Here is a 20,392-nt window from a genome sequence, read left to right as displayed (position 1 = left end):
GGATTGTGCCGCTGTGCAGGGAATTCCTGAAGCTGCCGCCATTTGCGGAGATTTGATGTGGCTTGGCGGGCAAGCGTTCTGCTGAATTCTTGATTGGATTGCAGGCGGTTGAGTTGAGGCCTGAGGAGAGGTTGCCCGCATTTTAGCCAAAACCTGTTTACTCCTGCAGTTGGCGTGCGGAATATTTGTGCAACCTGAAATTGCGCTCATGGCCGGGGGATTGCCGCGGGAAACCGGCATCCCCGTTCCCGGCTGAGCGGTCATTCGAAGCAGAAGAAAATCTCTAGCAAAAAGGAAGTGCCGAATGGACGGAAGCAATTTTAACGAAGTCACACCTGCCAATCAGATCATCGACTATCTGAAGGATCAGGCCAACACGATCCTGTCCTCGGCGCTGGGATCGTCCAAGCTGCAAGGGTTTGCAGTGACCAGCCTTGGCAACATGCCCTATGTCTGGCAGGACCCTTCCACACTGAAGTTCAACAGTCAGACCTACATCTGGATCAAGAGCAACCTGCGCTCAAGCACGGTGCCGTACCAGTTCGATCCGGGCACGGACTTCACCAACCAGTATCTGAACACCGCCTCCAAGATCGGCTGGTCGCTGAGCAGCGGCGATCAGGCGAAACTGAACGCAGCGGCGGCAAATGCAACCCAGCAGCAGGCCGCGGTGCTGAACACCTGGCAATCCCAGATGGGCGCGCTGCCGCCGGGCAAGCAGCCGATCGACGGCATTGCCGAAATCGTCACAACCGAATGGGCGGATCCGCCCACCACGCTGACCGCGCTGCAGAATTCGATCAATCTTGATCAGCTGCTGAACAAGGTGCCGGCCTCGGGCGGCCCGGTGGTGCCGGTGTTCATGAACTGGATCAACGCGCTGGGGGCCGCGGTGCCGCTGCAGAACCAGATCACCATGAACAACGCCTATCTGAAGCGGGCGATCCAGGCGATTCAGCAGCCCAGCGAAACCAATGGCGGCCTCACCCTGAACGACGGGTCCATGCAGCCGGCCTATGCGGTCAATACGCCGGTCGCCGATATCGAGAACGCGCTGAAGAACGCCGGCAACAAAATCGAGCTGAGCATGGATGTGAAGCGCACCACCTCGGATGAGTTCCAGGTGTCGATTTCCGGCGGCGGCGGATTCTCGGTGCCGGTGTTTGATTTCCTGACCTTGGACGTGGGAGGCAGCAGTAGTTACTTCTCTTCTGACATTGCCACCACCAGCAATGAAACAACGGTGAACATGACCTTCACCGGGGTCAATCTGGTGAACTATGGCCCGCCCGCCTTCAGCCAGGCAGGCCAGACCAAGTACTGGTTCTGGATGGATCCGGTGAACGAGGCGATCAAGAACGGCTATCCGGCCAAGGATGTGTCCGCTTTCAAGTTCGTGTCCCAGCCGCCGGTGAGCGATTGGGGCGACAGCGGCCCGTTCGGCTACCTGGCGGGGGCGGCGATTTCCAACTACCCGTCGATCGAGATCGTGGTGAAGAGCTCGAGCTACCAGCAGATCGAGAAGACCTTCCAGCAAAGCGCTAGCGTCGGGATTTCCTTCTTCGGCATCCCGCTGGGCGGCGGCAAGGAGGGAAGCTACTCGCACAGCGTGACGACGGATTCCTCGTCCTCGACAGTGAAGATCACCCTGACCCCGCCTGCCAGCATGGTGGCAGGCACGGTGGTGGACTCGCGCGGCTGGGTGCTGGGCGTGCAGCCGGTATTCCCGGCCTCGAAAGCCTGATCCGGAGGATCCGGCACAGAGCAAACAAAGAAGGCCCGCGCATCGCGCGGGCCTTCCCGTTCAATCGGCTTGCCGCCTCAGGCGACGTTGGCGGCGCTCTCCGGCAGCTCCTCGTCAAAGCAGCGCTGGTAGAACTCGGCCACGGTCTGGCGCTCCAGCTCGTCGCATTTGTTCAGGAACGACAGGCGGAAGGCATAACCCACATTGCGGAAGATCTCGGCGTTCTGGGCCCAGTTGATCACCGTCCGGGGCGACATCACGGTCGACAGGTCGCCGTTCATGAAGGCGGTGCGGGTGAGGTCGGCAACGGTCACCATCTGGGAGATCTTCTTGCGGCCCTCGGCGGTGTTGTAATGCGGCGCCTTGGACAGGATGATGGCGCTTTCGGCGTCATGGCTCAGGTAGTTCAGGGTCGAGACCAGCGACCAGCGGTCCATCTGCGCCTGGTTGATCTGCTGGGTGCCGTGATAGAGGCCGGTGGTATCACCCAGGCCGACGGTGTTGGCGGTGGCAAACAGCCGGAAGAACGGGTTCGGGGTGATGATCTCGTTCTGGTCCAGCAGGGTCAGCTTGCCGTCATGCTCCAGCACCCGCTGGATCACGAACATCACGTCGGCGCGGCCCGCGTCGTATTCGTCGAACACGATGGCAACCGGGTTGCGCAGCGCCCAGGGCAGGATGCCCTCGTGGAATTCGGTCACCTGCTTGCCGTCGCGCAGCTTGATCGCGTCCTTGCCGATCAGGTCGATCCGGGAGATGTGGCTGTCCAGGTTCACCCGCACGGAGGGCCAGTTCAGGCGCGCCGCGACCTGTTCGATGTGGGTCGATTTGCCGGTGCCGTGGTAGCCCTGGATCATCACACGGCGGTTGTGGCTGAAGCCGGCCAGGATCGCCAGCGTGGTTTCCGGGTCGAACTTGTAGGTGTGGTCCATGGCCGGCACCCGCTCGGAGCCCTCGGCAAAGCCCTTGACCGTCATGTCGGTGTCGATCCCGAACACATCGCGCACCGAAATCGTCTCGGTCGGTTTCGCATTCATATCCACAAATCCGTCGGTCATCGCAGTCGGTCCTTATCCCTCTTCCCTGCCGTCAGGGGCCAATTCGCGGGATTGGTGCCTGATCTGGCGGCCAAGGGCAAGTGAAACCGTCGCGGCAAACCAGCTGAGACGGCGATTGGTGCGGAACTGGACAGGCCGAACGGCGCAGGCAGACCGGAAAATTGCTGCCGCATCAGCGTCAAAGCGCCCCCAGCCGGGCAGCAGGGGGCGCGTTTTGCCGGATTTTAATGAGCTTTTGGGGGGACAGCTGCGTCCGGCATGTCCTTGCGTAACCGGTCGGGACCGCACGCGTCAAAGAAATAAAATGTCTATCATAAACTTTCGGCAAAAGACCGCCCATCGCAACCTCTGATGCCGCAAAGAAAAAAGGGCGGCCGCTGCCGCCCCGGTTTCCGGAAATCTGCGCTTGGCTCACTTGAAACTGCGGCTGTCCTTGATCTGGTCCCAGGCCCAGCGGACCTCCTGCAGCTGTTCCTCCTGGCTGCGGTCGCCGCCGTTCATGTCGGGGTGCAGCACCTTGATCAGCTTCTTGTAGGCCTTGCGGATGTCGGCCTTGGACCAGTCGTCCTTGGCCTCCAGGATCTCGATGGCGCGGCGCTCGGTGGGCGGCAGGCGGCGGCCCGCCTTGGCGGCGCGGCCCGGGTTCTGGGTGGCGTTGGCGCCCAGCACCTGATGCGGGTCCTCGATGCCCAGCCGCGCCCAGGCGCGCGCCTCCGGGTCGCCCAGCGGCTTGGTCTCGCGCTCCCAGACCTTGTCCTTGGAGCGCTGCGCGTTCAGCTCCGCCTCGGTGGTGCCTTCGAAGAAGTTCCACTGGTTGTTGTACTCGCGCACGTGCTCCTGGCAGAACCAGTAGAAGTCATCCAGCACGTCCGGCGCTTTCGGCGCGCGGAACTTGCCGGCTTCCTGGCAGCCGTCCTTGTCGCAGACGCGCTGGGACGTTTCGGACGCGCCCGTGGCTGCGCGCCGCCCGCGCGGGTTCTTCTTCTTGGCGGAGCGGACGGACATATCGAAGCCAAAGGGATCGGATTTGGACATGGGCGCACCTTCTAGACGCATCTGTTCGACTCGGAGGCAGCAGTTTAGTCTAAGGGGCGCCAGATTGAAGGGGGCGCAGGCAAAAAAGATGGGGATGAGCGGAAAATGAGCGTGAAGCAGGAAATGGAAGCGGCACTGCAGGCGGCGTTTGAGCCAACCGCGCTGGAGGTGGTCAACGAAAGCCACAAACACGCGGGCCACGCGGGCGATGACGGCTCCGGCGAGAGCCATTTCGCGGTGATGATCCGGGCCGGCGCCTTTCAGGGCATGAACCGGGTGCAGCAGCACCGCGCAGTGCACAAGGCGCTGGGCGGCATCGTGCCGCGCATTCACGCGCTGGCGCTGGATATCGGCGCCTGAGGCGCAGCGGCGGGCAGTATGCCCGCCACCCGCTGGCTTACTTATCGCCGTCCTTGATCCCGGCCCGCGCTTTCAGCGCGGCGGTCATGCCGGAGACCGGGCTCAGCTCCTCGACCCCGTCATCGGCCTGCATCTTGGCCGCGCCGGGGCCGGGCACCTGTTCCGCTTCCGGCGGCGCCTCCGGGTCGCCTGCGGCCGCGGTCAGCCGCGGTGTTTCCGGTTCGCTGTGACGGAATTCCACCGACGGCGCGGCGGGCTCCTTGCGGCCTGTTTCCGGCGCCTTGGCGGGCTTTTCCTCCGCCGCAAGCGCACGGCGGAACACCATCACGTTGCGCCAGTTGGTGGCAGAGCCCATCATGCCGGAGCGCTCTTCGCTCGGCAGCAGCTCGGCGCGCTGGAACTCCCAGCCTTCGGCGGCCATCTCGTTCAGCAGGATCTCGATCGAATTGGCAAAGCGCGCCTCCGGTGTCTTCACCCCTTTGGCCTTGGTGCCCTTGGCCGGGGCGGGAACAACCTTGTATTCAAATGCGTGCATGAACGTCTCCTGTCTCAGGCCGCAGGTTTAGCGGAATAGGGGGAACGGTCAAGACGCGGCAACAAGCCCGTGTGCGGCAGGCGGCCGTTTTCCGGGGCCGCCTTCCGGTTCAGCCTTTTTCCGCCGCTTTCTGCACCAAAGTCAGGCAGACCTCCGTGGCTTTGGCCATGTCCTGCACCGAAATCCACTCCAGCGGCCCGTGCACGTTCTGCATGCCGGTGAAGATATTGGGTGTCGGCACCCCGAACTCGGTCAGCCGCGAGCCGTCGGTGCCGCCGCGGATCGGGGCGGAGATGGGCTCGATCCCATGCGCCTTGCAGGCCGCAAGCGCCAGCTCCACCGGGGTCATGTCGTTTTCCAGCCAGTAGCGCATGTTGCGGTATTGCGGGAAGATTTCGCAGGCGATCTCCGCCCGCGGTTCCGAGACCTGCACTGCCTCGCAGACTTTCCGCAGCAAATCGCCCTTGGCGGCCAGACCGTCGAGTTCAAAGTCGCGCAGGATCAGCTTGATCTCCATCTCCGAGGAGCCGCCGTTCATGTCGGTGATATGGAGGAACCCCTCGCGCCCCTCGGTTGTTTCCGGCGTCATCTTGGCCTGCGGCAGGGTCTGCACGATCTTCGCCGCCAGATGGGCGGCGTTGACCATTTTCTCCTTGGCCCAGCCGGGGTGGATCGACACACCCTTAACCGTCACCACCGCGCGGTCGGCAGAGAAGCTCTCATAGACGATCTCGCCCGCCTCGCCGCCGTCCAGCGTATAGGCGAAGTCGACGCCCAGGTCCTTGGGCAGCTCTGCGCCGACGCCGCGGCCGATTTCCTCGTCCGGGGTGAAGGCGAGGCGGACCTTCGGGTGTCTGATCTCCGGGTTTGCCAGCAGGTGCCGGGCCAGGGTCATGACGATGGCAACGCCCGCCTTGTCGTCAGCGCCCAGCAGGGTCAGGCCGGAGGCGGTGATCAGGTCATCACCCTGCTTGGAGGCCAGATAGGGCGATTTCTGCGGCGACAGCACCAGGTCCGGGTTGTCCGGATAGGTGATATCACCGCCGTCATATCCCTTGATCACCCGCGGCTTGACGCCGGCGGCGTTGAATTGCGGCGCGGTATCGATGTGAGCCAGCAGGCCGATGGCCGGCCCGGGTGCGGTGGCGGGAACGGTCGCCAGCACCACGCCGTAATCGGTGAGGGTCACGTCCTCGGCGCCGATCTCCTGCAGCTCCGCCACCAGCAGGTTCAGCATATCGAACTGGATTGCGGTGCTGGGCGTCGTCGCTGAGGTCTCGTCGCTCTGGCTGTCGATGGCAGCATAGCGGACCAGACGGTCCTCGAGTTCCTGATCGAAATTGGGCTGCATGAAACCTCCGGGATTTTGGCAGGAGCAAAGCCGCTGGCTCGGCGAAGGTCAAGGCGGGGAATTCCGCTGCAGCGGCGGGAAAAGGCACCGCCCGGTGCACAGGGGGTGTACAGGGGGTGCACGCATGTCACCCCCCGTTTCCTGCACGAAAAAGGGCGCCCCGAGGGGCGCCCTTTCGGTAACGGATGTGCGGCAGATCAGCCGCCCAGTTTCTTGGCGACCAGCTCATTCACCGCCTTGGGATTGGCCTTGCCGCCGGTAGCCTTCATCACCTGGCCGACAAACCAGCCCGCCAGCTTCGGGTTCACCTTGGCCTTCTCCACCTGCGCCGGGTTGGCGGCGATGATCTCATCCAGGGCGGTCTCGATGGCGCCGGTGTCGGTCACCTGCTTCATGCCGCGCTCCTCGACGATCTGCGCCGGGTCGCCGCCTTCGGTGTAGACGATCTCGAACAGGTCCTTGGCGATCTTGCCGGAGATCGCGTCCGAGGCGATCAGGTCGATGATGCCGCCCAGCTGGGCCGGGGAGACCGGAGATTCGGTAATCGCGTGGTCTTCTTTCTTCAGGCGCCCGAACAGCTCGTTGATCACCCAGTTGGCAGCCAGCTTGCCGCTGCGGCCCTTGGCAGTTTCCTCAAAGAAGGCCGCCGATTCCACATCCGCGGTCAGCACCGATGCGTCATAGTCGGAAAGGCCGAAGTCGTTGATGAAGCGCGACTTTTTCTCGTCCGGCAGTTCCGGCAGGTTGGCGGCGATATCATCGACCCACGCCTGTTCGATTTCCAGCGGCAGCAGATCGGGATCAGGGAAATAGCGGTAGTCATGCGCCTCTTCCTTGGAGCGCATGGAGCGGGTCTCGCCCTTGTCAGGATCATAGAGGCGGGTTTCCTGCACGATCTCGCCGCCGGCCTCGAGGATGGCGATCTGGCGGCGCGCCTCGACCTCAATCGCTTGCTGGATGAAGCGCATGGAGTTCATGTTCTTGATCTCGCAGCGGGTGCCGAGGTGGCTGAAGTCCTGGGTTTCCTGGTACTTCTCGTACTGGCCCGGCAGGCAGACCGAGACGTTGACGTCGGCACGCAGGTTGCCGTTCTGCATGTTGCCGTCGCAGGTGCCCAGGTACTGCATGATCTGGCGCAGCTTGGCGATATAGGCGGCGGCTTCCTCCGGTCCCCGGATGTCGGGGCGGGAGACGATCTCCATCAGGCAGACGCCGGTGCGGTTCAGGTCGACAAAGGACATGTGCGGGTCCATGTCGTGGATCGACTTGCCCGCGTCCTGTTCCATGTGGATGCGCTCCACACGCACGTTGCGCGCGGTGCCGTCGCCCAGTTCAACCAGCACTTCGCCTTCGCCCACAATCGGATGATAGAGCTGGGAAATCTGGTAGCCCTGCGGCAGATCGGGATAGAAATAGTTCTTGCGGTCGAAGGCCGACCACAGGTTGATGTCCGCCTTCAGGCCCAGGCCGGTGCGCACGGCCTGCTCGACGCAGAACTCGTTTACCACCGGCAGCATGCCGGGCATCGCTGCGTCCACGAAGGCCACGTTGGAGTTCGGCTCGGCGCCGAACTTGGTGGAGGCGCCGGAGAACAGCTTGGCATTGGAGCTGACCTGGGCATGCACCTCCATGCCGATGACCAGTTCCCAGTCATGCTTGGCGCCCGCGATCACCTTGGGCTTGGGGAGTTCATATGTCAGGTCGAGCATGGTTTTCCGCCGTATCCGAATGTCCTTGTTGGCAAGCGTTCTAGGCCAGTGCGGCAGGGGGAGCAAGAGCCGCGAGGACGGGAAAAAGCGGCCATCGGGCAGAAATCGGGCGGTTGTGTCCCGGTGCGGAAGCGGAAGCCGGAAGGCGGCAGCTCTCATGAGCTGCCGCGAGGTGCCTTTAGGCTGTGGCCAGCTGCCGGCTGCTGCGGCGCAGGGCGCCGAGGGAAAACAGCTGGAAGGCAATGAACACCGGCACGAAGTATTCCGGGAACAGGGCCAGCGGATAGGCATTGATGATATTGGGATTGTCAAAGGACATCAGCTGCAGGGCGCCTGCTGAAGTTGCGATGCCAAGGCTGACCGCCACGGCGAAATCCAGCAGGCCGATGTAGCTGGCACGGCGGACCAGGGACTCGGCGTTTGCATCGCCGCGGTTCAGGGCGCGCATCGCCTGGATCGCCGCGATGCCCGCCAGAATGTCGCCAATGCCTGCAGGCAGCGCGAATTGCCAGGGCAGGTCCCCCATCAGCCAGCCGATCAGAAACACGCCGCCCATCAGCCGGTGGCTTTGAATGCTGATCAGATGCGCGTGGCTGAGGCCGTCCAGGATGGCCCGGCCCGTGACCGTCAGGCGGCCCATGGCCCAGAGAAGCACGGCCCCGCCGAAAAGCGGCATCAGCGCGTAAGGCGGATCGGTGATCTCCAGGGGCGGCATGAGAATACCGGCTTTGGCCAGGATTGTGACCAGCGGATACCACAGCCCGAGCACGGCGGCGGTGACGGCGACACCTGCCGCCGCTTGCCTCAGCGGCAGACCCGACTTGAAAGCGCCGATGCTGACAAGGCCGATTGCAAAGGCTGGCAGGATGACCGCGAAGGTCTGAACGTAAACGGTGGCGAGAGATTCGAACATTTTCCTTACTCCTACTGGACTGGCTGCGTGTTAGTCCCGTTGTGATAGTAACTATCAAATAAGTAGTAACTTCACATTTGCAAGCTGGATGCCTAAATTAACCCTATGAGCCAGCAGCCACGAGAAAATTGCCCGGTTCTGCGGGCGTCGAATGTCATGGGGGACCAATGGGTCCTTCTGATCCTGCGCGAGTTTTTTCTGGAAGGGCCGCGCCGGTTCCAGAACTTGCAGGACGTTTTGAAGATCTCCCCGAACACCCTGTCAGGACGGCTGCGCAGGCTGGAGGAAAACGGTGTGCTGGAGCGGCAGGCCTATTCGCAGAACCCGCCGCGGTGGGAATACCGCCTGACCAAAAGCGGCGAGGCGCTGGCCCCGGTCATGAATGCGATCCGCGCTTGGGGGGAGGCGCATACCCCGGATCTGCCGGACGCGCCCTGACACCGCTGGCGGGCGGCCGCCGGACACGCATTGAGCCCTTGGCGCGGCGCGGGCAGGCAGCTAGAACTGGCAGCCCGAGCAGAATTTCAGGAGGCCGCCTTGGACACATCCGCCCGCATCAGCCAGACCATTGCCACGGAAATCGGCGCCGCTGCCAAGCAGGTGAGCGCCGCCGTTGCGCTGCTGGACGAAGGCGCCACCGTGCCCTTTGTCGCCCGCTACCGGAAAGAGGCGACCGGCGGGCTGGACGACACCCAGCTGCGCACCCTGGCAGAGCGGCTGGAGTATCTGCGCGAGCTGGAGAAGCGCCGGGCGGCCATCCTCGAGTCGATCAAGGGGCAGGACAAGCTGACCGATGACCTGGCGGCCTCGATCGCCAAGGCGGAGACCAAGGCGCAGCTGGAGGATATCTATCTGCCCTACAAGCCCAAGCGGCGCACCAAGGCAATGATCGCCCGCGAAAACGGGCTGGAGCCGCTGGCGGACGCTATCCTCGCGGACCGCAGCGCCGACCCTGAAAAGCTGGCGGAAGGCTATGTCACCGAGGCGGTCGCAACGGTGAAGGACGCGCTGAACGGCGCGCGCGATATCCTGACCGAGCGGCTGACGGAAAACGCCGCCCTGCTGGGCCGCCTGCGGGAGTTCCTGCAGCGGGAGGCGGTTTTGACCGCCAAGGTCGTCGAGGGCAAGGAGCAGGAGGGCGCCAAGTTCTCCGATTACTTTGCGCATTCCGAGCGCTGGGCAGATGTGCCCTCGCACCGGGCGCTGGCGATGCTGCGCGGCTCCAACGAGGGCGTGCTTACGCTGGACGTGGGGCCGGAGCCGGAAGAGGGCGTGGCCCGGGCCGAGGCCATGGTCGCGGCGGAACTGGGCGCGGGCAGCCAGGGCCCTGGCGACAAGTGGCTGCGCAAGGTGGCGGGCTGGACCTGGCGGGTGAAGCTGTCGCTGTCGATGATGCTGGAACTGATGGGTGATCTGCGCGGCCGCGCGCAGGAGGACGCCATCCAGGTTTTTGCCCGCAACCTCAAGGACCTGCTGTTTGCAGCTCCGGCCGGTGCGCGGCCGACCCTCGGGCTGGACCCGGGCATCCGCACCGGCGTCAAGGCGGCGGTGGTTGATGCAACCGGGAAACTGGTGGCCACCGAAACCTTGTACCCGTTCCAGCCGAAGAACGATCTGCGCGGGGCGCAGGTGTCGATTGTCAAGCTGATCGCCGAACACGGGGTGGAGCTGATCGCCATCGGCAACGGCACCGCCAGCCGCGAGACCGAGCGGATGGTGGCCGAAGTGCTGAAACACTTGCCCGCCAAGATCAAGGCGCCGACCAAGGTGGTGGTGTCGGAGGCAGGCGCCTCGGTCTATTCCGCCTCCGAGCTGGCAGCGCGGGAGTTCCCGGATCTGGATGTGAGCTTGCGCGGGGCGGTGTCGATTGCCCGCCGCCTGCAGGACCCGCTGGCGGAATTGGTGAAGATCGAACCCAAGAGCATCGGTGTCGGCCAGTACCAGCATGACGTGGACCAGCACAAACTGTCGAAATCGCTGGAGGCGGTGATCGAGGACGTGGTGAACGCGGTGGGCGTGGACCTCAACATGGCCTCAGCACCGCTCCTTGCTCATGTCTCCGGCCTTGGCCCCGGGCTGGCGGAGGCGATTGTGGCGCACCGCGACATGAACGGCGCGTTCGCCTCGCGCAAGGAGCTGCTGAAGGTCGCCCGGCTTGGGCCCAAGGCGTTTGAGCAATGCGCGGGCTTCCTGCGCATCCGCGACGGCAAGGAGCCGCTGGATGCGTCCTCGGTTCACCCCGAAAGCTATGATGTGGCGCGCAAGATTGTTGCTGCCTGCGGGCGGGATATCCGCCAGATCATGGGCGACGGCGCGGCGCTGAAAGGCCTGCGCGCCGAGGAGTTTGTGGGCGGAGATGTTGGCCTGCCCACCGTGCGAGATATTTTTGAGGAACTGGAGAAACCGGGCCGCGACCCGCGCCCGTCCTTCGTGACCGCCTCCTTCAAGGACGGGGTGGAAGAAATCACCGACCTGAAGCCCGGTATGGTGCTGGAAGGCACGGTGACCAACGTTGCGGCCTTTGGCGCCTTTGTGGATATCGGCGTGCATCAGGACGGGCTGGTGCATGTGAGCCAGCTGGCCGACCGGTTTGTGAAGGATCCGCATGAGGTGGTGAAGACCGGCCAGGTGGTGAAGGTGACGGTGACTGAGGTCGATGTTCCGCGCAAGCGGATCGGGCTGACCATGAAGAAGGACGGCGGCGCCTCTGCCAAGGAGGACCGCAATGCGCGCGGGCCCTCCAGGGGCGCAGGCCCGCGCCGCGGCGGCAAGCCGGGCAGTCCTCAGGGGGGCAAGGGCAAAATGTCTGCTGGACCCAAGGGCGGTCAGCCCAGGGATCAGGGCACCGGCGCGCTGGGCGCGGCCCTGATGGACGCTTTCAAGAAGAAATGAGGAAACGGGGCCTTAGCCCCGTTTTTCATGTTCGCAGCGTGGTTACGCGGGGCTGAATTCCAGCCCTTGTTCGGTAAAGGCCACCTTCTGCCCGCCTTCGATCTCCTCCCGGAACTGGGTGGCGATGGCCGTCAGCGCCCCGGCGTGGCCGCGGGCGGCAAAGCGGCTGACAGACCGGATGCGGGCGCTGTTGTCGAAGCCTTCCTCTGCATGGGCCCAGACCAGCGGGTGCAGTTCTGTCAGGTGGTCGCGGATCAGCCAGTTTGCGGCCTCGGCGATCTTCAGCCGTGGTGCGCCGGCCTGCGGGTCCTGGCTCACCCCCTTGGGCAGGGCAACGGTGCAATAGGCGGCCAGCAGGTTGATCATCTCCTGCGACGGGTTGGCCTGCACAATGTCGCGGAGCCCGTCCAGGAAGAAGCGGGTGTCGACGCGGGCGCAGGCCTGATCGTCGATGGTGATGGCGTCGAAGTAGACCCAGGTATAGCCGCCCGCGCCCCAAGCGGCTTCGGTGCGCGCGGCGGTGCGGCGGGCCTCCAGCTCCAGCGCGGCATAGGAACCGGAGCTGCGCGGCAGCATATGGGTGCCGAGCGCGCGCATGTGGCGGTGGTTCGCGGGCGCCAGATCAATCAACGCGCTGTAGGCGTCCGCCACCTGCATGGTTCCGCCGCTGCGCCCGGCAAAGAGCGCGCATTTCGCGGCCAGCAGGAACGGGCTGTTCCGGCTGACTTCTGTAATCGGGTCCAGCAGGGCAGCGGCGCGGTCGAAATGGGCGGCGCAGCGGCGCAGGTTCGGCTGCAGCGTGTCCTGTCCGTCCGTGCCGCGCCAGGCCCAGCCGATGTCGATATGGGCCAGCGCGACCAGAGCCGTCAGATAAGGATCGTGGCGGTTCTCTGCGCGCAGCGCCTCAAATGCCATCAGGCCGCGGATCAGGGCGCGGCTGCCTGCGTTTTCGTTCTCGGACAGGGCGTGTTCGGTGGCTGTCACCACATCGGCGCGGGCGCCATAGGCGATGAGATCGGCCAGCGGCATCCCGCAGCGGGCAGCGGCCCGGGTTTCGTCAGCCTCGCGGATCTGCCGGGACAGGTCCTCCCAGCGTTCCTGCCGGGCCAGGAACTGGCCGCGGTCCTGCGCCTCGATGCATTCCGGGTCGCCGTGTTCGCTGCGGACCGGGATGGACAGGCTGTCTTCCAAACTCCGGGCCAGAAGCTGTTCGGCAGGGGCCGGGGAGGGGGCTGGAGACTGGCGCGCAGCGGGCCGGGACCGGCTGGAAACCAGGCCTGAAATCCGGGACAGAAGATCCCGTGCCTGTCGAGACTGTGTAAGCATTTGTGCTTCCTGATACGTGGCAGCTTATCGTTGTTCACAGTTTCGTCAGGCAATGGGGCGCAAAGATGGCGGCACTGAGGAAGTTAACGCCTGCAGGCGGTTAATCGCGCAAGGCTGTTTAAAATCCGAATTGGAATTGGCGGGGTTTTGACGGGCGGGCTCAGAACGCAGTGAAGTGGTGGCGTTCCGTGCGGATGCCGCGCGACTGAAATTCCGCATCAGCCTCGGCATGCGGCGGGGTGGCCTCTTGCGGCAGGCGGATTCGTTTGCCGCTCTTCAGGATCAGCGTGGCGCGCACAGAAAAGTCCCAGCGGGTGTCGAACCGCACCCGGTCTATCTCGTCCAGCTGGGCCTGTCCGGTCAGCTTGCCGGTGAACCATTCGATGCGGTGCCGGGAAATCTTCAGCCCGGACAACGGGTTACGGATCAGGTCGGCGATGGCGGGCAGAACGGGCAGGGCCAGGATGACCACCAGCCACAGGGCCGCATCCAGCAGCTGCCACAGCACCAGAAGCGCCGCCAGCCAGCCGCCTGCCGCCATGATGGCGGTGGCAGAGCGGCCCCGGCGGGAGAAGCTGTAGTCCTCCGCCGGGGCTGGTGTGCCGGGGGCCTCAGGCATCCAGGATCCGGGTGACCATTTCATTGGTGTCGCGGCTGAGGCCTTCGGTGCCTGCAATCCGGCTGAGCTGGGCGCGGATCAGCGACTGGCGGCCCGCGTCATAGCGCTTCCAGGTTTGGAAAGCCGCGCACATGCGGGCGGTGGTCTGCGGGTTCAGCTTGTCCAGCGCAATCAGGTTGTCCGCCAGCAGCTGGTAGCCCTCGCCGCTGGCATGGTGGAAGCCCGCATGGTTGCCCGCCAGCGCGCCAAAGACGGCGCGGAAGCGGTTGGGATTCTTCATGTCAAACAGCGCGTGCTGAGTGAGGGCCTTTGCGGTGGTGGCGGTCTTCTCCGGCGCGGCGCAGGCGATCTGCAGGGCAAACCATTTGTCCATCACCAGCCGGTCGTCCTGCCATTGGTCAAAGAAGGCCCGGCTTTGGACCTCGCCCTTCTCAGCCTTCAACAGCGCGGCGAGGGCGGCATACTGCTGGGTCATGTTGTCCGCGGCAGCGTACTGGCGCGCGGCCTGGTCGCCGCCGTCGATCCGGGTCAGCAGCGACAGGATGCGGCCGCTGAGGGCTCGCTTGCCGGCACTCTCGGCATCCGGGGAGTAGAGGCCTTCGACCGTGGTCGCGGCGTAAAGCCGGGGCAGGCTGGTTTCCAGCTGCTGCGCCAGGGTCTGGGTGAAGGTCTCAGCCGCGTCGTAGATCTTCTGCGGATCAGGGGTATAGCCGCGCTCATGCAGGGTCTGGGCGATGTCCGACTGGCTGGGCGGCGACAGCACCAGCGCCCGGAACGCCGGGTCCTGATCATCGTCGCGCACCAGTTTTTCCAGCGCGTCCAGATAGGCGGCATCAGGCGCAGCCCCGTCCAGCACCATGGCCACGCGGGTTTCCTTGGCCAGCGCGTTGCCGGCCTCCCAGCGGTTGAACGGGTCGGTGTCGTGCGCCAGCAAAAAGGCGCGTTCGGCGTTGGAGGTCTCGCGCTCCAGGATCACCGGGGCGGAGAATTCACGCAGGATAGAAGGAACCGGCTTGGAGGCGAGGCCGTCGAAGGTGAAGCTCTGCTTGGCTTCTGTCAGTTCCAGCACTTCAGTCGCGCGGACTTCGTCGCCGTTGGGCGACAACAGGCCCACCGCCATCGGGATCACCCGCGGCGCCTTGTCGGGCTGGCCGGGCGTCGGAGGCGTCGATTGCTCGAATGTCAGGGTATAGGTGCCGCCGGCATAGTCTTCAGTAACCTTGACCCGCGGGGTGCCGGCCTGGCTGTACCACAGCTTGAACTGGCTGAGGTCGCGCCCGGTGGCATCCTCGAACACCTTCAGCCAGTCCTCGATAGTGCAGGCCTGGCCGTCGTGGCGCTCAAAATAGAGCTTCAGCGCCTTGTAGTAGTTCTCATCGCCAACCAGCCGCTTCAGCATGCCGATGACCTCGGCGCCTTTTTCATAGACGGTGGCGGTGTAGAAGTTGTTGATCTCCTGGAACTGCTCCGGGCGCGGCGGATGGGCGAGGGGGCCGTTGTCCTCCGGGAACTGGCGGGCGCGCAGGGTGATCACATCGTCAATGCGCTTCACCGGCTCGGACCGCATGTCGGCGGTGAACTGGGCATCGCGGAAGACGGTCAGGCCTTCCTTGAGGCACAGCTGGAACCAGTCGCGGCAGGTGATGCGGTTGCCGGTCCAGTTGTGGAAATACTCATGCGCGATGATCGCCTCGATACGTTCGAAATTGGCATCTGTGGAGGTCTCGGGCGATGCCAGAACGCAGGAGGAGTTAAAGATATTGAGCCCTTTGTTCTCCATCGCGCCCATGTTGAAGTCGTCGACGGCGACAATGTTGAACAGCTCCAGGTCGTACTCCAGCCCGTAGACATCCTCGTCCCATTTCATCGACTTCTTCAGCGCTTCCATGCCGAAGGCGCATTTGCCCTCGTCGCCGGGGCGGACCCAGATGTTCAGCTCCACCTCCTTGCCGGAAATTGTGGTGAAGCTGCCGGGATGGTTCACCAGATCGCCGGCCACCAGCGCAAACAGATAGGCCGGTTTTGGCCAGGGATCGTGCCATTCGGCCCAGCCTTCGCCCGCACCCATGGGGTTGCCGTTGGACAGCATCACAGGCTCGTCGCCCTCGATCCGCACGGTGAAGGTGGACATCACGTCAGGACGGTCAGGGTAATAGGTGATCTTGCGGAAGCCCTCGGCCTCGCATTGGGTGCAATACATGCGGTTTGACATGTAAAGCCCCTCCAGCGCGGTATTGCCGGCCGGATTGATCTCCACCTCGGCCTCCCAGGTGAAGGGGGCGCTGGGCACCTCGCATTTTAGGCCGCCGTCCACCAGTTCCGGCGTCACCACCTGGCCGTCGATTTTGGCCGAGATCAGCTGCAGTTCCTCGCCGTGCAGGAAAAAGGTCTTGTCTGCCGCGTCCGGTTTCGGGGCAAAGCGGATCTTGCTCAGGACGCGGGTGGTTTCCGGCGTCAGGCGGAAGGTCAGTTGAACACTTTCGACGTCGAACCCGAAGGGGGTGTAGTCTTTCAGGTAGAAGGTCTGGGGCGTGTCCTTGGCCATTCTCGTTCTCCTCTGCACTGCTTAGTTCAGGTGTAGAGGATGCGGGCGCGACTGCAAGCGGATTGGCGGCAGAATTGCGGGTTCAGAAAAATCCGCAGCACTTTCTTGAAAATCAAGAAATTGAGTTCGGTTTCATCGATGGGGTGTTTTGTTGCTGACCGGAAACTTCTGCCCTAGTTAGATGTCAGCATACAGTGGTGTACCGCCGGAAGGAGCAAGTCATGAGCCGCGTCGAAAAACAGGGAATTCAGGTTGCGCCGGAGCTGGCGGAGTTCATCGAGAAGCAGGCGCTGCCGGGCACCGGAATCGAGGCCGAGGCATTCTGGAAGGGCCTGGCGGAGCTGGTGAACGGCTTTGGCCCGGAAAACCGCGCGCTGCTGGCCAAGCGGGAAGAGATCCAGGCCAAGATCGACGCCTGGCACATCGCCAACCGCGACAAGCCGCACGACCACGAGGCCTATAAAGCGTTCCTGAGCGATATTGGTTATCTGCTGCCGGAAGGCGGCGATTTCGTGATCGAAACTCAGAATGTGGACCCCGAGATCGCATCGGTGCCCGGCCCGCAGCTGGTGGTGCCGATCACCAACGCGCGCTACGCGCTGAACGCGGCGAATGCGCGCTGGGGCAGCCTCTATGACGGGTTCTATGGCACTGACGCGATGGCCCCCCCTGCGCCCAAGGGCGGCTATGACAAGGGCCGCGGTGCGCGGGTTGTGGCGCGGGCGCGGGTGTTCCTGGACGAGGCGTTTCCGATTGACGGGGCCAGCCACGCCGACGTGCGGCGCTACCATGTGCAGGACGGTCAGTTGCTGGTCGATGACCTGCCGCTGGCGCAGCCGGAGAAATTCGCAGGCTACCGTGGCAACCCCAAGGCGCCGGAATCCGTGCTGCTGCGCAACAACGGGCTGCATGTGGAGCTTGTGTTCGACCGCGCCCATGCGATCGGCGCCCGCGACCAGGCGGGCCTGGCCGATGTGCGGCTGGAAAGCGCGATGTCGGCGATCATGGATTGCGAGGACTCGGTCGCCTGCGTCGATGCCGAAGACAAGGTACAGGCCTATTCCAACTGGCTGGGCTTGATGAAGGGCGATCTGGAAGCCGAGCTGGAGAAAGGCGGCAAGACCATCACCCGCCGCCTGAACCCCGATTTCGGCTACACCGCGCCGGACGGCTCTGCCATGTCGGTGAAGGGCCGCGCCCTGCTGTGGGTGCGTAACGTCGGCCATCTAATGACCAACCCGGCGGTGCTGGATCAGGACGCCAATGAGGCTTACGAGGGTCTGCTGGATGCGCTGATCACCGTGATGATCGCCAAACACGATCTGAAGCGCGAGGGCGGCAACTCCGCCCACGGCTCGGTCTATGTGGTGAAGCCCAAGATGCACGGGCCGGAGGAAGTCGCCTTTACCGACCGGATCTTCGATAAGGTCGAGGACATTCTGGGCCTGCCGCGCCACACCGTGAAGATCGGCATCATGGACGAGGAACGCCGCACCTCGGTGAACCTCAAGGAATGCATCCGCGCCGCCAAGCACCGGGTGGCCTTCATCAACACCGGCTTCCTCGACCGCACCGGCGACGAGATCCACACCTCGATGGAGGCGGGGCCGTTCTCCCGCAAGGACTTCATCAAGCGCAAGGCCTGGATCGGCGCCTATGAGAACCTAAACGTGGACATCGGCCTGGAATGCGGCCTGTCCGGCAGGGCGCAGATCGGCAAGGGCATGTGGGCGATGCCCGACATGATGGCGGCGATGCTGGAGCAGAAGATCGAGCACCCGAAATCGGGCGCCAATTGCGCCTGGGTGCCGAGCCCGACCGCCGCAACCCTGCACGCGCTGCATTACCACAAGGTGGATGTGCTGGCGGTGCAGGCCAAGCTGAAAGAGGTCGGCCGCCGCGCCCATGTGGACGGCATCCTGGAAATCCCGCTGGCGACCTACCGTAAGTGGACCCCGCGCCAGATTGCCCGCGAAGTGGAGAACAACGCGCAGGGCATCCTGGGCTATGTGGTGCGCTGGGTTGACCAGGGGGTGGGATGCTCCAAGGTGCCGGACATCAATGACGTCGGGCTGATGGAGGACCGCGCAACCTGCCGGATTTCCGCCCAGCACATCGCCAATTGGCTGCACCATGGCGTTGTTTCCGAGGAGGAGGTGATGGGCAGCTTGCGCAAGATGGCAAAGGTGGTGGATGAGCAGAACCGCGGCGACAATACTTACCGCCCGATGGCGCCGGGCTACGACACCATTGCCTTCAAGGCGGCCTGCGATCTGGTGTTCAAGGGCCGGGTGCAGCCGTCGGGCTATACCGAGCCGGTGCTGCACGCCCGCCGCCTGGAGCTGAAGGCCCGGGAAGCCGCAGGCTGACCGCGGCAAACTGACCGGATGAAACAGTTTCCCCGCAGAAAGGGGTAGTCAAAGGGGGCCTTTTGGCCTCCTTTTCTGTTCCGTAACGTCACGCGAACGGAAAGGGCAGGACCCATGGCTGATATTTCACTGGAACAGGCGCGCACCATTATCCGGGTGGCCTTGGAGAAAGGTCGCGAACTGAACCTGAAGCCGCTGTCGGTGGTGGTGCTGGATGCCGGCGGCCATGTGCAGGCGTTCGAGCGCGAGGACGGTGCCGCGCCGGGCCGTTTCCCGATTGCGCATGGCAAGGCCTACGGCTCGGTGATGCTGGGAATGGCGGGCAGCGCCCAGATGGCGCGGGCAGAGGCGCAGGCCTATTTCATGGCAGCGGTGAATGGCGTTTACGGCGGCCAGGTGGTCCCGGTGCCGGGCGGTGTGCTGGTACGTGGCACGGACGGCGCGGTGATCGGCGCGGTCGGCGTGACTGGCGATACCTCCGACAATGATGCAATTGCAGCCCTTTCCGGCATCGAGGCCGCTGGCCTGCAAGGCGAAATCTGAAAAGAAGCCCCTCCCGTGGGGGCGGGAGGGGCTGCTCTTTGAGCGGAAGTTCTGCCCTGATCCCAGGGCTGGAGGGAGGCTCCGCTCTTAGGGCAGGATGACGGTGTCGATCACATGGATGACGCCGTTTGCGGTTTCGATATCCGCAGTGGTGACCGTGGCATCATTGACCTTGACGCCGCCGCTCATGGAAACCGTGATCTCCTTGCCCATCACGGTTTCTGCCTTCATCCCGTCGCTGAGATCCGACGACATCACCTTGCCCGGCACCACGTGGTAGGTGAGAATTTGGGTCAGCTGCTCGCGGTTTTCCGGCTTAAGCAGGTTTTCGACCGTGCCTTCGGGCAGGGCGGCGAAGGCTTCGTCGGTGGGGGCGAACACCGTGAACGGCCCGTCACCCTTGAGCGTGCCCACCAGGTCCGCGGCGGTCAGCGCGGCGGCCAGGGTTTCAAAACTGCCGGCCTCAACCGCAGTATCGACGATGTCCTTGGAAGCGGCAGGAGCGGTTGCCGGCAGGGCCAGGCCGATGGCGATCGCGAGGGCTGTCAGGGAAGGGCGGTTAAACATCTTGGTAAATCCTCTTGTCACTGGCAGGAGCAGAATGCCCCTTGGTGAACGCAGCATTTCATGCAAGAATTTTGCATACAGTGCACATTTGTGTGATGCGCATGATTTTTGCATGACGTTAAAATCAAGAGCGCAAGTTTGCTCTGGAGGTGAAACCGTGAACCGGACAGCGCTGTCAGACACCCTGCAGGACGGGCTGGAGGCCTATCGAATCGGCCCCAAGGTGCGGGCGTTGCGCCTGGCCAAGGACATGGGGCTGGCGCAGCTGGGGGAACATACCGGCCTGTCGGCAGCCATGCTGTCGCGGATTGAGCGCGGGCAGGTGTTCCCGACCTTGGCGACACTGCTCCGGATTGCCCTGGTGTTCGGCGTCGGGCTGGATCATTTCTTCGGGCCCGGCGAGGAAGAGCCGGTGTTCGAAGTGGTGCGGGCCCGCGACCGGCTGAAACTGGGAGATAAGACGGACGGGCCGGTGTCCTATCTGTTTGAAAGCCTGGACTTCCCGGTCGCGAAAAGCCGGTTTCAGGCATATCTGGCGGAGTTTTCGGCAACAGCGGTGCAGAGCAAGCCGCACAGCCACGAGGGTGCCGAGATGCTTTATGTCATTGAGGGCAGCCTGCAACTGGCCATTCATGGGAGGACGGAAGTGCTGCAGAAGGGGGACTCGGTCTACTTCGATGCGGGATTCGAACACAGCTACCGGGCTGCAGACGGCCAAAGATGCAAGGTGATCGCCGTCGTGTCCGGCAGCAATACAGCAGGCCGGGAGGGCGGCTGAGCCGGGCCTGTGCACATGTGAACAATCTGTTGCGCCGCTGGCGCTGTT

General features: G+C 63.9%; 17 protein-coding genes. 7 read left to right on the top strand and 10 right to left on the bottom strand.

The window, feature by feature from the left end; translation table 11 throughout:
* Positions 1-304 precede the first annotated feature (304 nt).
* Entirely contained in the window at positions 305-1,744 is a 1,440-nt protein-coding gene (locus AC58NV_RS17755; protein WP_497228302.1) for a hypothetical protein, read from the top strand.
* A 77-nt stretch (positions 1,745-1,821) separates the two neighbouring features.
* Here AC58NV_RS17755 and cobS read toward each other — a convergent pair whose 3' ends face one another.
* Together cobS and AC58NV_RS17745 are read right to left on the bottom strand one after the other, a co-directional pair.
* Complete coding sequence (gene cobS, locus AC58NV_RS17750; protein ID WP_366661476.1) at positions 1,822-2,802, bottom strand: cobaltochelatase subunit CobS; 981 nt, start codon at positions 2,800-2,802, stop codon at positions 1,822-1,824.
* 411 nt (positions 2,803-3,213) lie between these two features.
* The gene (locus tag AC58NV_RS17745; protein WP_497228301.1) at positions 3,214-3,837 is read right to left on the bottom strand and encodes a DnaJ domain-containing protein; all 624 of its coding nucleotides are present in this window, start codon (positions 3,835-3,837) and stop codon (positions 3,214-3,216) included.
* 105 nt (positions 3,838-3,942) lie between these two features.
* Between AC58NV_RS17745 and AC58NV_RS17740 the strand changes: the two genes are divergently transcribed.
* Complete coding sequence (locus tag AC58NV_RS17740) at positions 3,943-4,197, top strand: BolA family protein (RefSeq protein ID WP_039179310.1); 255 nt, start codon at positions 3,943-3,945, stop codon at positions 4,195-4,197.
* A 37-nt stretch (positions 4,198-4,234) separates the two neighbouring features.
* Here AC58NV_RS17740 and AC58NV_RS17735 read toward each other — a convergent pair whose 3' ends face one another.
* The 4 genes from AC58NV_RS17735 to AC58NV_RS17720 form a co-directional block, all read right to left on the bottom strand.
* Positions 4,235-4,732 carry a DUF4177 domain-containing protein gene (locus tag AC58NV_RS17735; protein WP_497228300.1) on the bottom strand — a complete coding sequence of 166 codons (498 nt, stop codon included), beginning with the start codon at positions 4,730-4,732 and terminating at the stop codon, positions 4,235-4,237.
* Between the two features lie 109 nt (positions 4,733-4,841).
* Entirely contained in the window at positions 4,842-6,083 is a 1,242-nt protein-coding gene (gene pepT, locus AC58NV_RS17730; protein ID WP_497228299.1) for a peptidase T, read from the bottom strand.
* A gap of 197 nt (positions 6,084-6,280) precedes the next feature.
* Entirely contained in the window at positions 6,281-7,792 is a 1,512-nt protein-coding gene (gatB, locus tag AC58NV_RS17725; RefSeq protein ID WP_497228298.1) for an Asp-tRNA(Asn)/Glu-tRNA(Gln) amidotransferase subunit GatB, read from the bottom strand.
* Positions 7,793-7,970: 178 nt separating this feature from the next.
* Positions 7,971-8,705 carry a DUF8737 domain-containing protein gene (locus AC58NV_RS17720; protein ID WP_497228297.1) on the bottom strand — a complete coding sequence of 245 codons (735 nt, stop codon included), beginning with the start codon at positions 8,703-8,705 and terminating at the stop codon, positions 7,971-7,973.
* A gap of 156 nt (positions 8,706-8,861) precedes the next feature.
* Here AC58NV_RS17720 and AC58NV_RS17715 point away from each other — a divergent pair, with 156 nt between their 5' ends.
* On the top strand, positions 8,862-9,143 hold the full coding sequence (locus AC58NV_RS17715; RefSeq protein WP_497228296.1) for a winged helix-turn-helix transcriptional regulator: 282 nt from the start codon (positions 8,862-8,864) through the stop codon (positions 9,141-9,143).
* 99 nt (positions 9,144-9,242) lie between these two features.
* Positions 9,243-11,597, top strand: a complete 2,355-nt coding sequence (locus AC58NV_RS17710) for a Tex family protein (RefSeq protein ID WP_497228295.1) — start codon at positions 9,243-9,245, stop codon at positions 11,595-11,597.
* Between the two features lie 42 nt (positions 11,598-11,639).
* Here AC58NV_RS17710 and AC58NV_RS17705 read toward each other — a convergent pair whose 3' ends face one another.
* From AC58NV_RS17705 to pepN, 3 genes are all read right to left on the bottom strand, one after another.
* Entirely contained in the window at positions 11,640-12,923 is a 1,284-nt protein-coding gene (locus AC58NV_RS17705) for a hypothetical protein (protein ID WP_497228294.1), read from the bottom strand.
* 160 nt (positions 12,924-13,083) lie between these two features.
* On the bottom strand, positions 13,084-13,542 hold the full coding sequence (locus tag AC58NV_RS17700; RefSeq protein WP_497228293.1) for a hypothetical protein: 459 nt from the start codon (positions 13,540-13,542) through the stop codon (positions 13,084-13,086).
* Complete coding sequence (gene pepN / locus AC58NV_RS17695) at positions 13,535-16,087, bottom strand: aminopeptidase N (RefSeq protein ID WP_497228292.1); 2,553 nt, start codon at positions 16,085-16,087, stop codon at positions 13,535-13,537. Before pepN ends, AC58NV_RS17700 begins: the two co-directional genes overlap by 8 nt.
* Before the next feature lie 221 nt (positions 16,088-16,308).
* Between pepN and AC58NV_RS17690 the strand changes: the two genes are divergently transcribed.
* Entirely contained in the window at positions 16,309-18,456 is a 2,148-nt protein-coding gene (locus tag AC58NV_RS17690) for a malate synthase G (protein ID WP_497228291.1), read from the top strand.
* 114 nt (positions 18,457-18,570) lie between these two features.
* Entirely contained in the window at positions 18,571-18,999 is a 429-nt protein-coding gene (locus AC58NV_RS17685) for a GlcG/HbpS family heme-binding protein (protein WP_497228290.1), read from the top strand.
* Between the two features lie 87 nt (positions 19,000-19,086).
* Here AC58NV_RS17685 and AC58NV_RS17680 read toward each other — a convergent pair whose 3' ends face one another.
* On the bottom strand, positions 19,087-19,566 hold the full coding sequence (locus AC58NV_RS17680; protein WP_497228289.1) for a fasciclin domain-containing protein: 480 nt from the start codon (positions 19,564-19,566) through the stop codon (positions 19,087-19,089).
* A gap of 157 nt (positions 19,567-19,723) precedes the next feature.
* Here AC58NV_RS17680 and AC58NV_RS17675 point away from each other — a divergent pair, with 157 nt between their 5' ends.
* Positions 19,724-20,344 (top strand): helix-turn-helix domain-containing protein, encoded by a 621-nt coding sequence (locus AC58NV_RS17675; RefSeq protein WP_497228288.1) that lies wholly within the window; start codon positions 19,724-19,726, stop codon positions 20,342-20,344.
* Positions 20,345-20,392 lie beyond the last annotated feature (48 nt).

The organism is Leisingera sp. ANG49, from assembly GCF_059694505.1.
Note: the sequence above shows the minus strand (reverse complement) of the source record. Positions and strands in the feature narration are given on the sequence as shown.

Coding starts and splice junctions, on each gene's coding strand:
- AC58NV_RS17755 (WP_497228302.1), top strand. CDS start 305: ATGGACGGAAGCAATTTTAACGAAGTCACACCTGCCAATCAGATCATC.
- cobS (WP_366661476.1), bottom strand. CDS start 2,802: ATGACCGACGGATTTGTGGATATGAATGCGAAACCGACCGAGACGATT.
- AC58NV_RS17745 (WP_497228301.1), bottom strand. CDS start 3,837: ATGTCCAAATCCGATCCCTTTGGCTTCGATATGTCCGTCCGCTCCGCC.
- AC58NV_RS17740 (WP_039179310.1), top strand. CDS start 3,943: ATGAGCGTGAAGCAGGAAATGGAAGCGGCACTGCAGGCGGCGTTTGAG.
- AC58NV_RS17735 (WP_497228300.1), bottom strand. CDS start 4,732: ATGCACGCATTTGAATACAAGGTTGTTCCCGCCCCGGCCAAGGGCACC.
- pepT (WP_497228299.1), bottom strand. CDS start 6,083: ATGCAGCCCAATTTCGATCAGGAACTCGAGGACCGTCTGGTCCGCTAT.
- gatB (WP_497228298.1), bottom strand. CDS start 7,792: ATGCTCGACCTGACATATGAACTCCCCAAGCCCAAGGTGATCGCGGGC.
- AC58NV_RS17720 (WP_497228297.1), bottom strand. CDS start 8,705: ATGTTCGAATCTCTCGCCACCGTTTACGTTCAGACCTTCGCGGTCATC.
- AC58NV_RS17715 (WP_497228296.1), top strand. CDS start 8,862: ATGGGGGACCAATGGGTCCTTCTGATCCTGCGCGAGTTTTTTCTGGAA.
- AC58NV_RS17705 (WP_497228294.1), bottom strand. CDS start 12,923: ATGCTTACACAGTCTCGACAGGCACGGGATCTTCTGTCCCGGATTTCA.
- AC58NV_RS17700 (WP_497228293.1), bottom strand. CDS start 13,542: ATGCCTGAGGCCCCCGGCACACCAGCCCCGGCGGAGGACTACAGCTTC.
- pepN (WP_497228292.1), bottom strand. CDS start 16,087: ATGGCCAAGGACACGCCCCAGACCTTCTACCTGAAAGACTACACCCCC.
- AC58NV_RS17690 (WP_497228291.1), top strand. CDS start 16,309: ATGAGCCGCGTCGAAAAACAGGGAATTCAGGTTGCGCCGGAGCTGGCG.
- AC58NV_RS17685 (WP_497228290.1), top strand. CDS start 18,571: ATGGCTGATATTTCACTGGAACAGGCGCGCACCATTATCCGGGTGGCC.
- AC58NV_RS17680 (WP_497228289.1), bottom strand. CDS start 19,566: ATGTTTAACCGCCCTTCCCTGACAGCCCTCGCGATCGCCATCGGCCTG.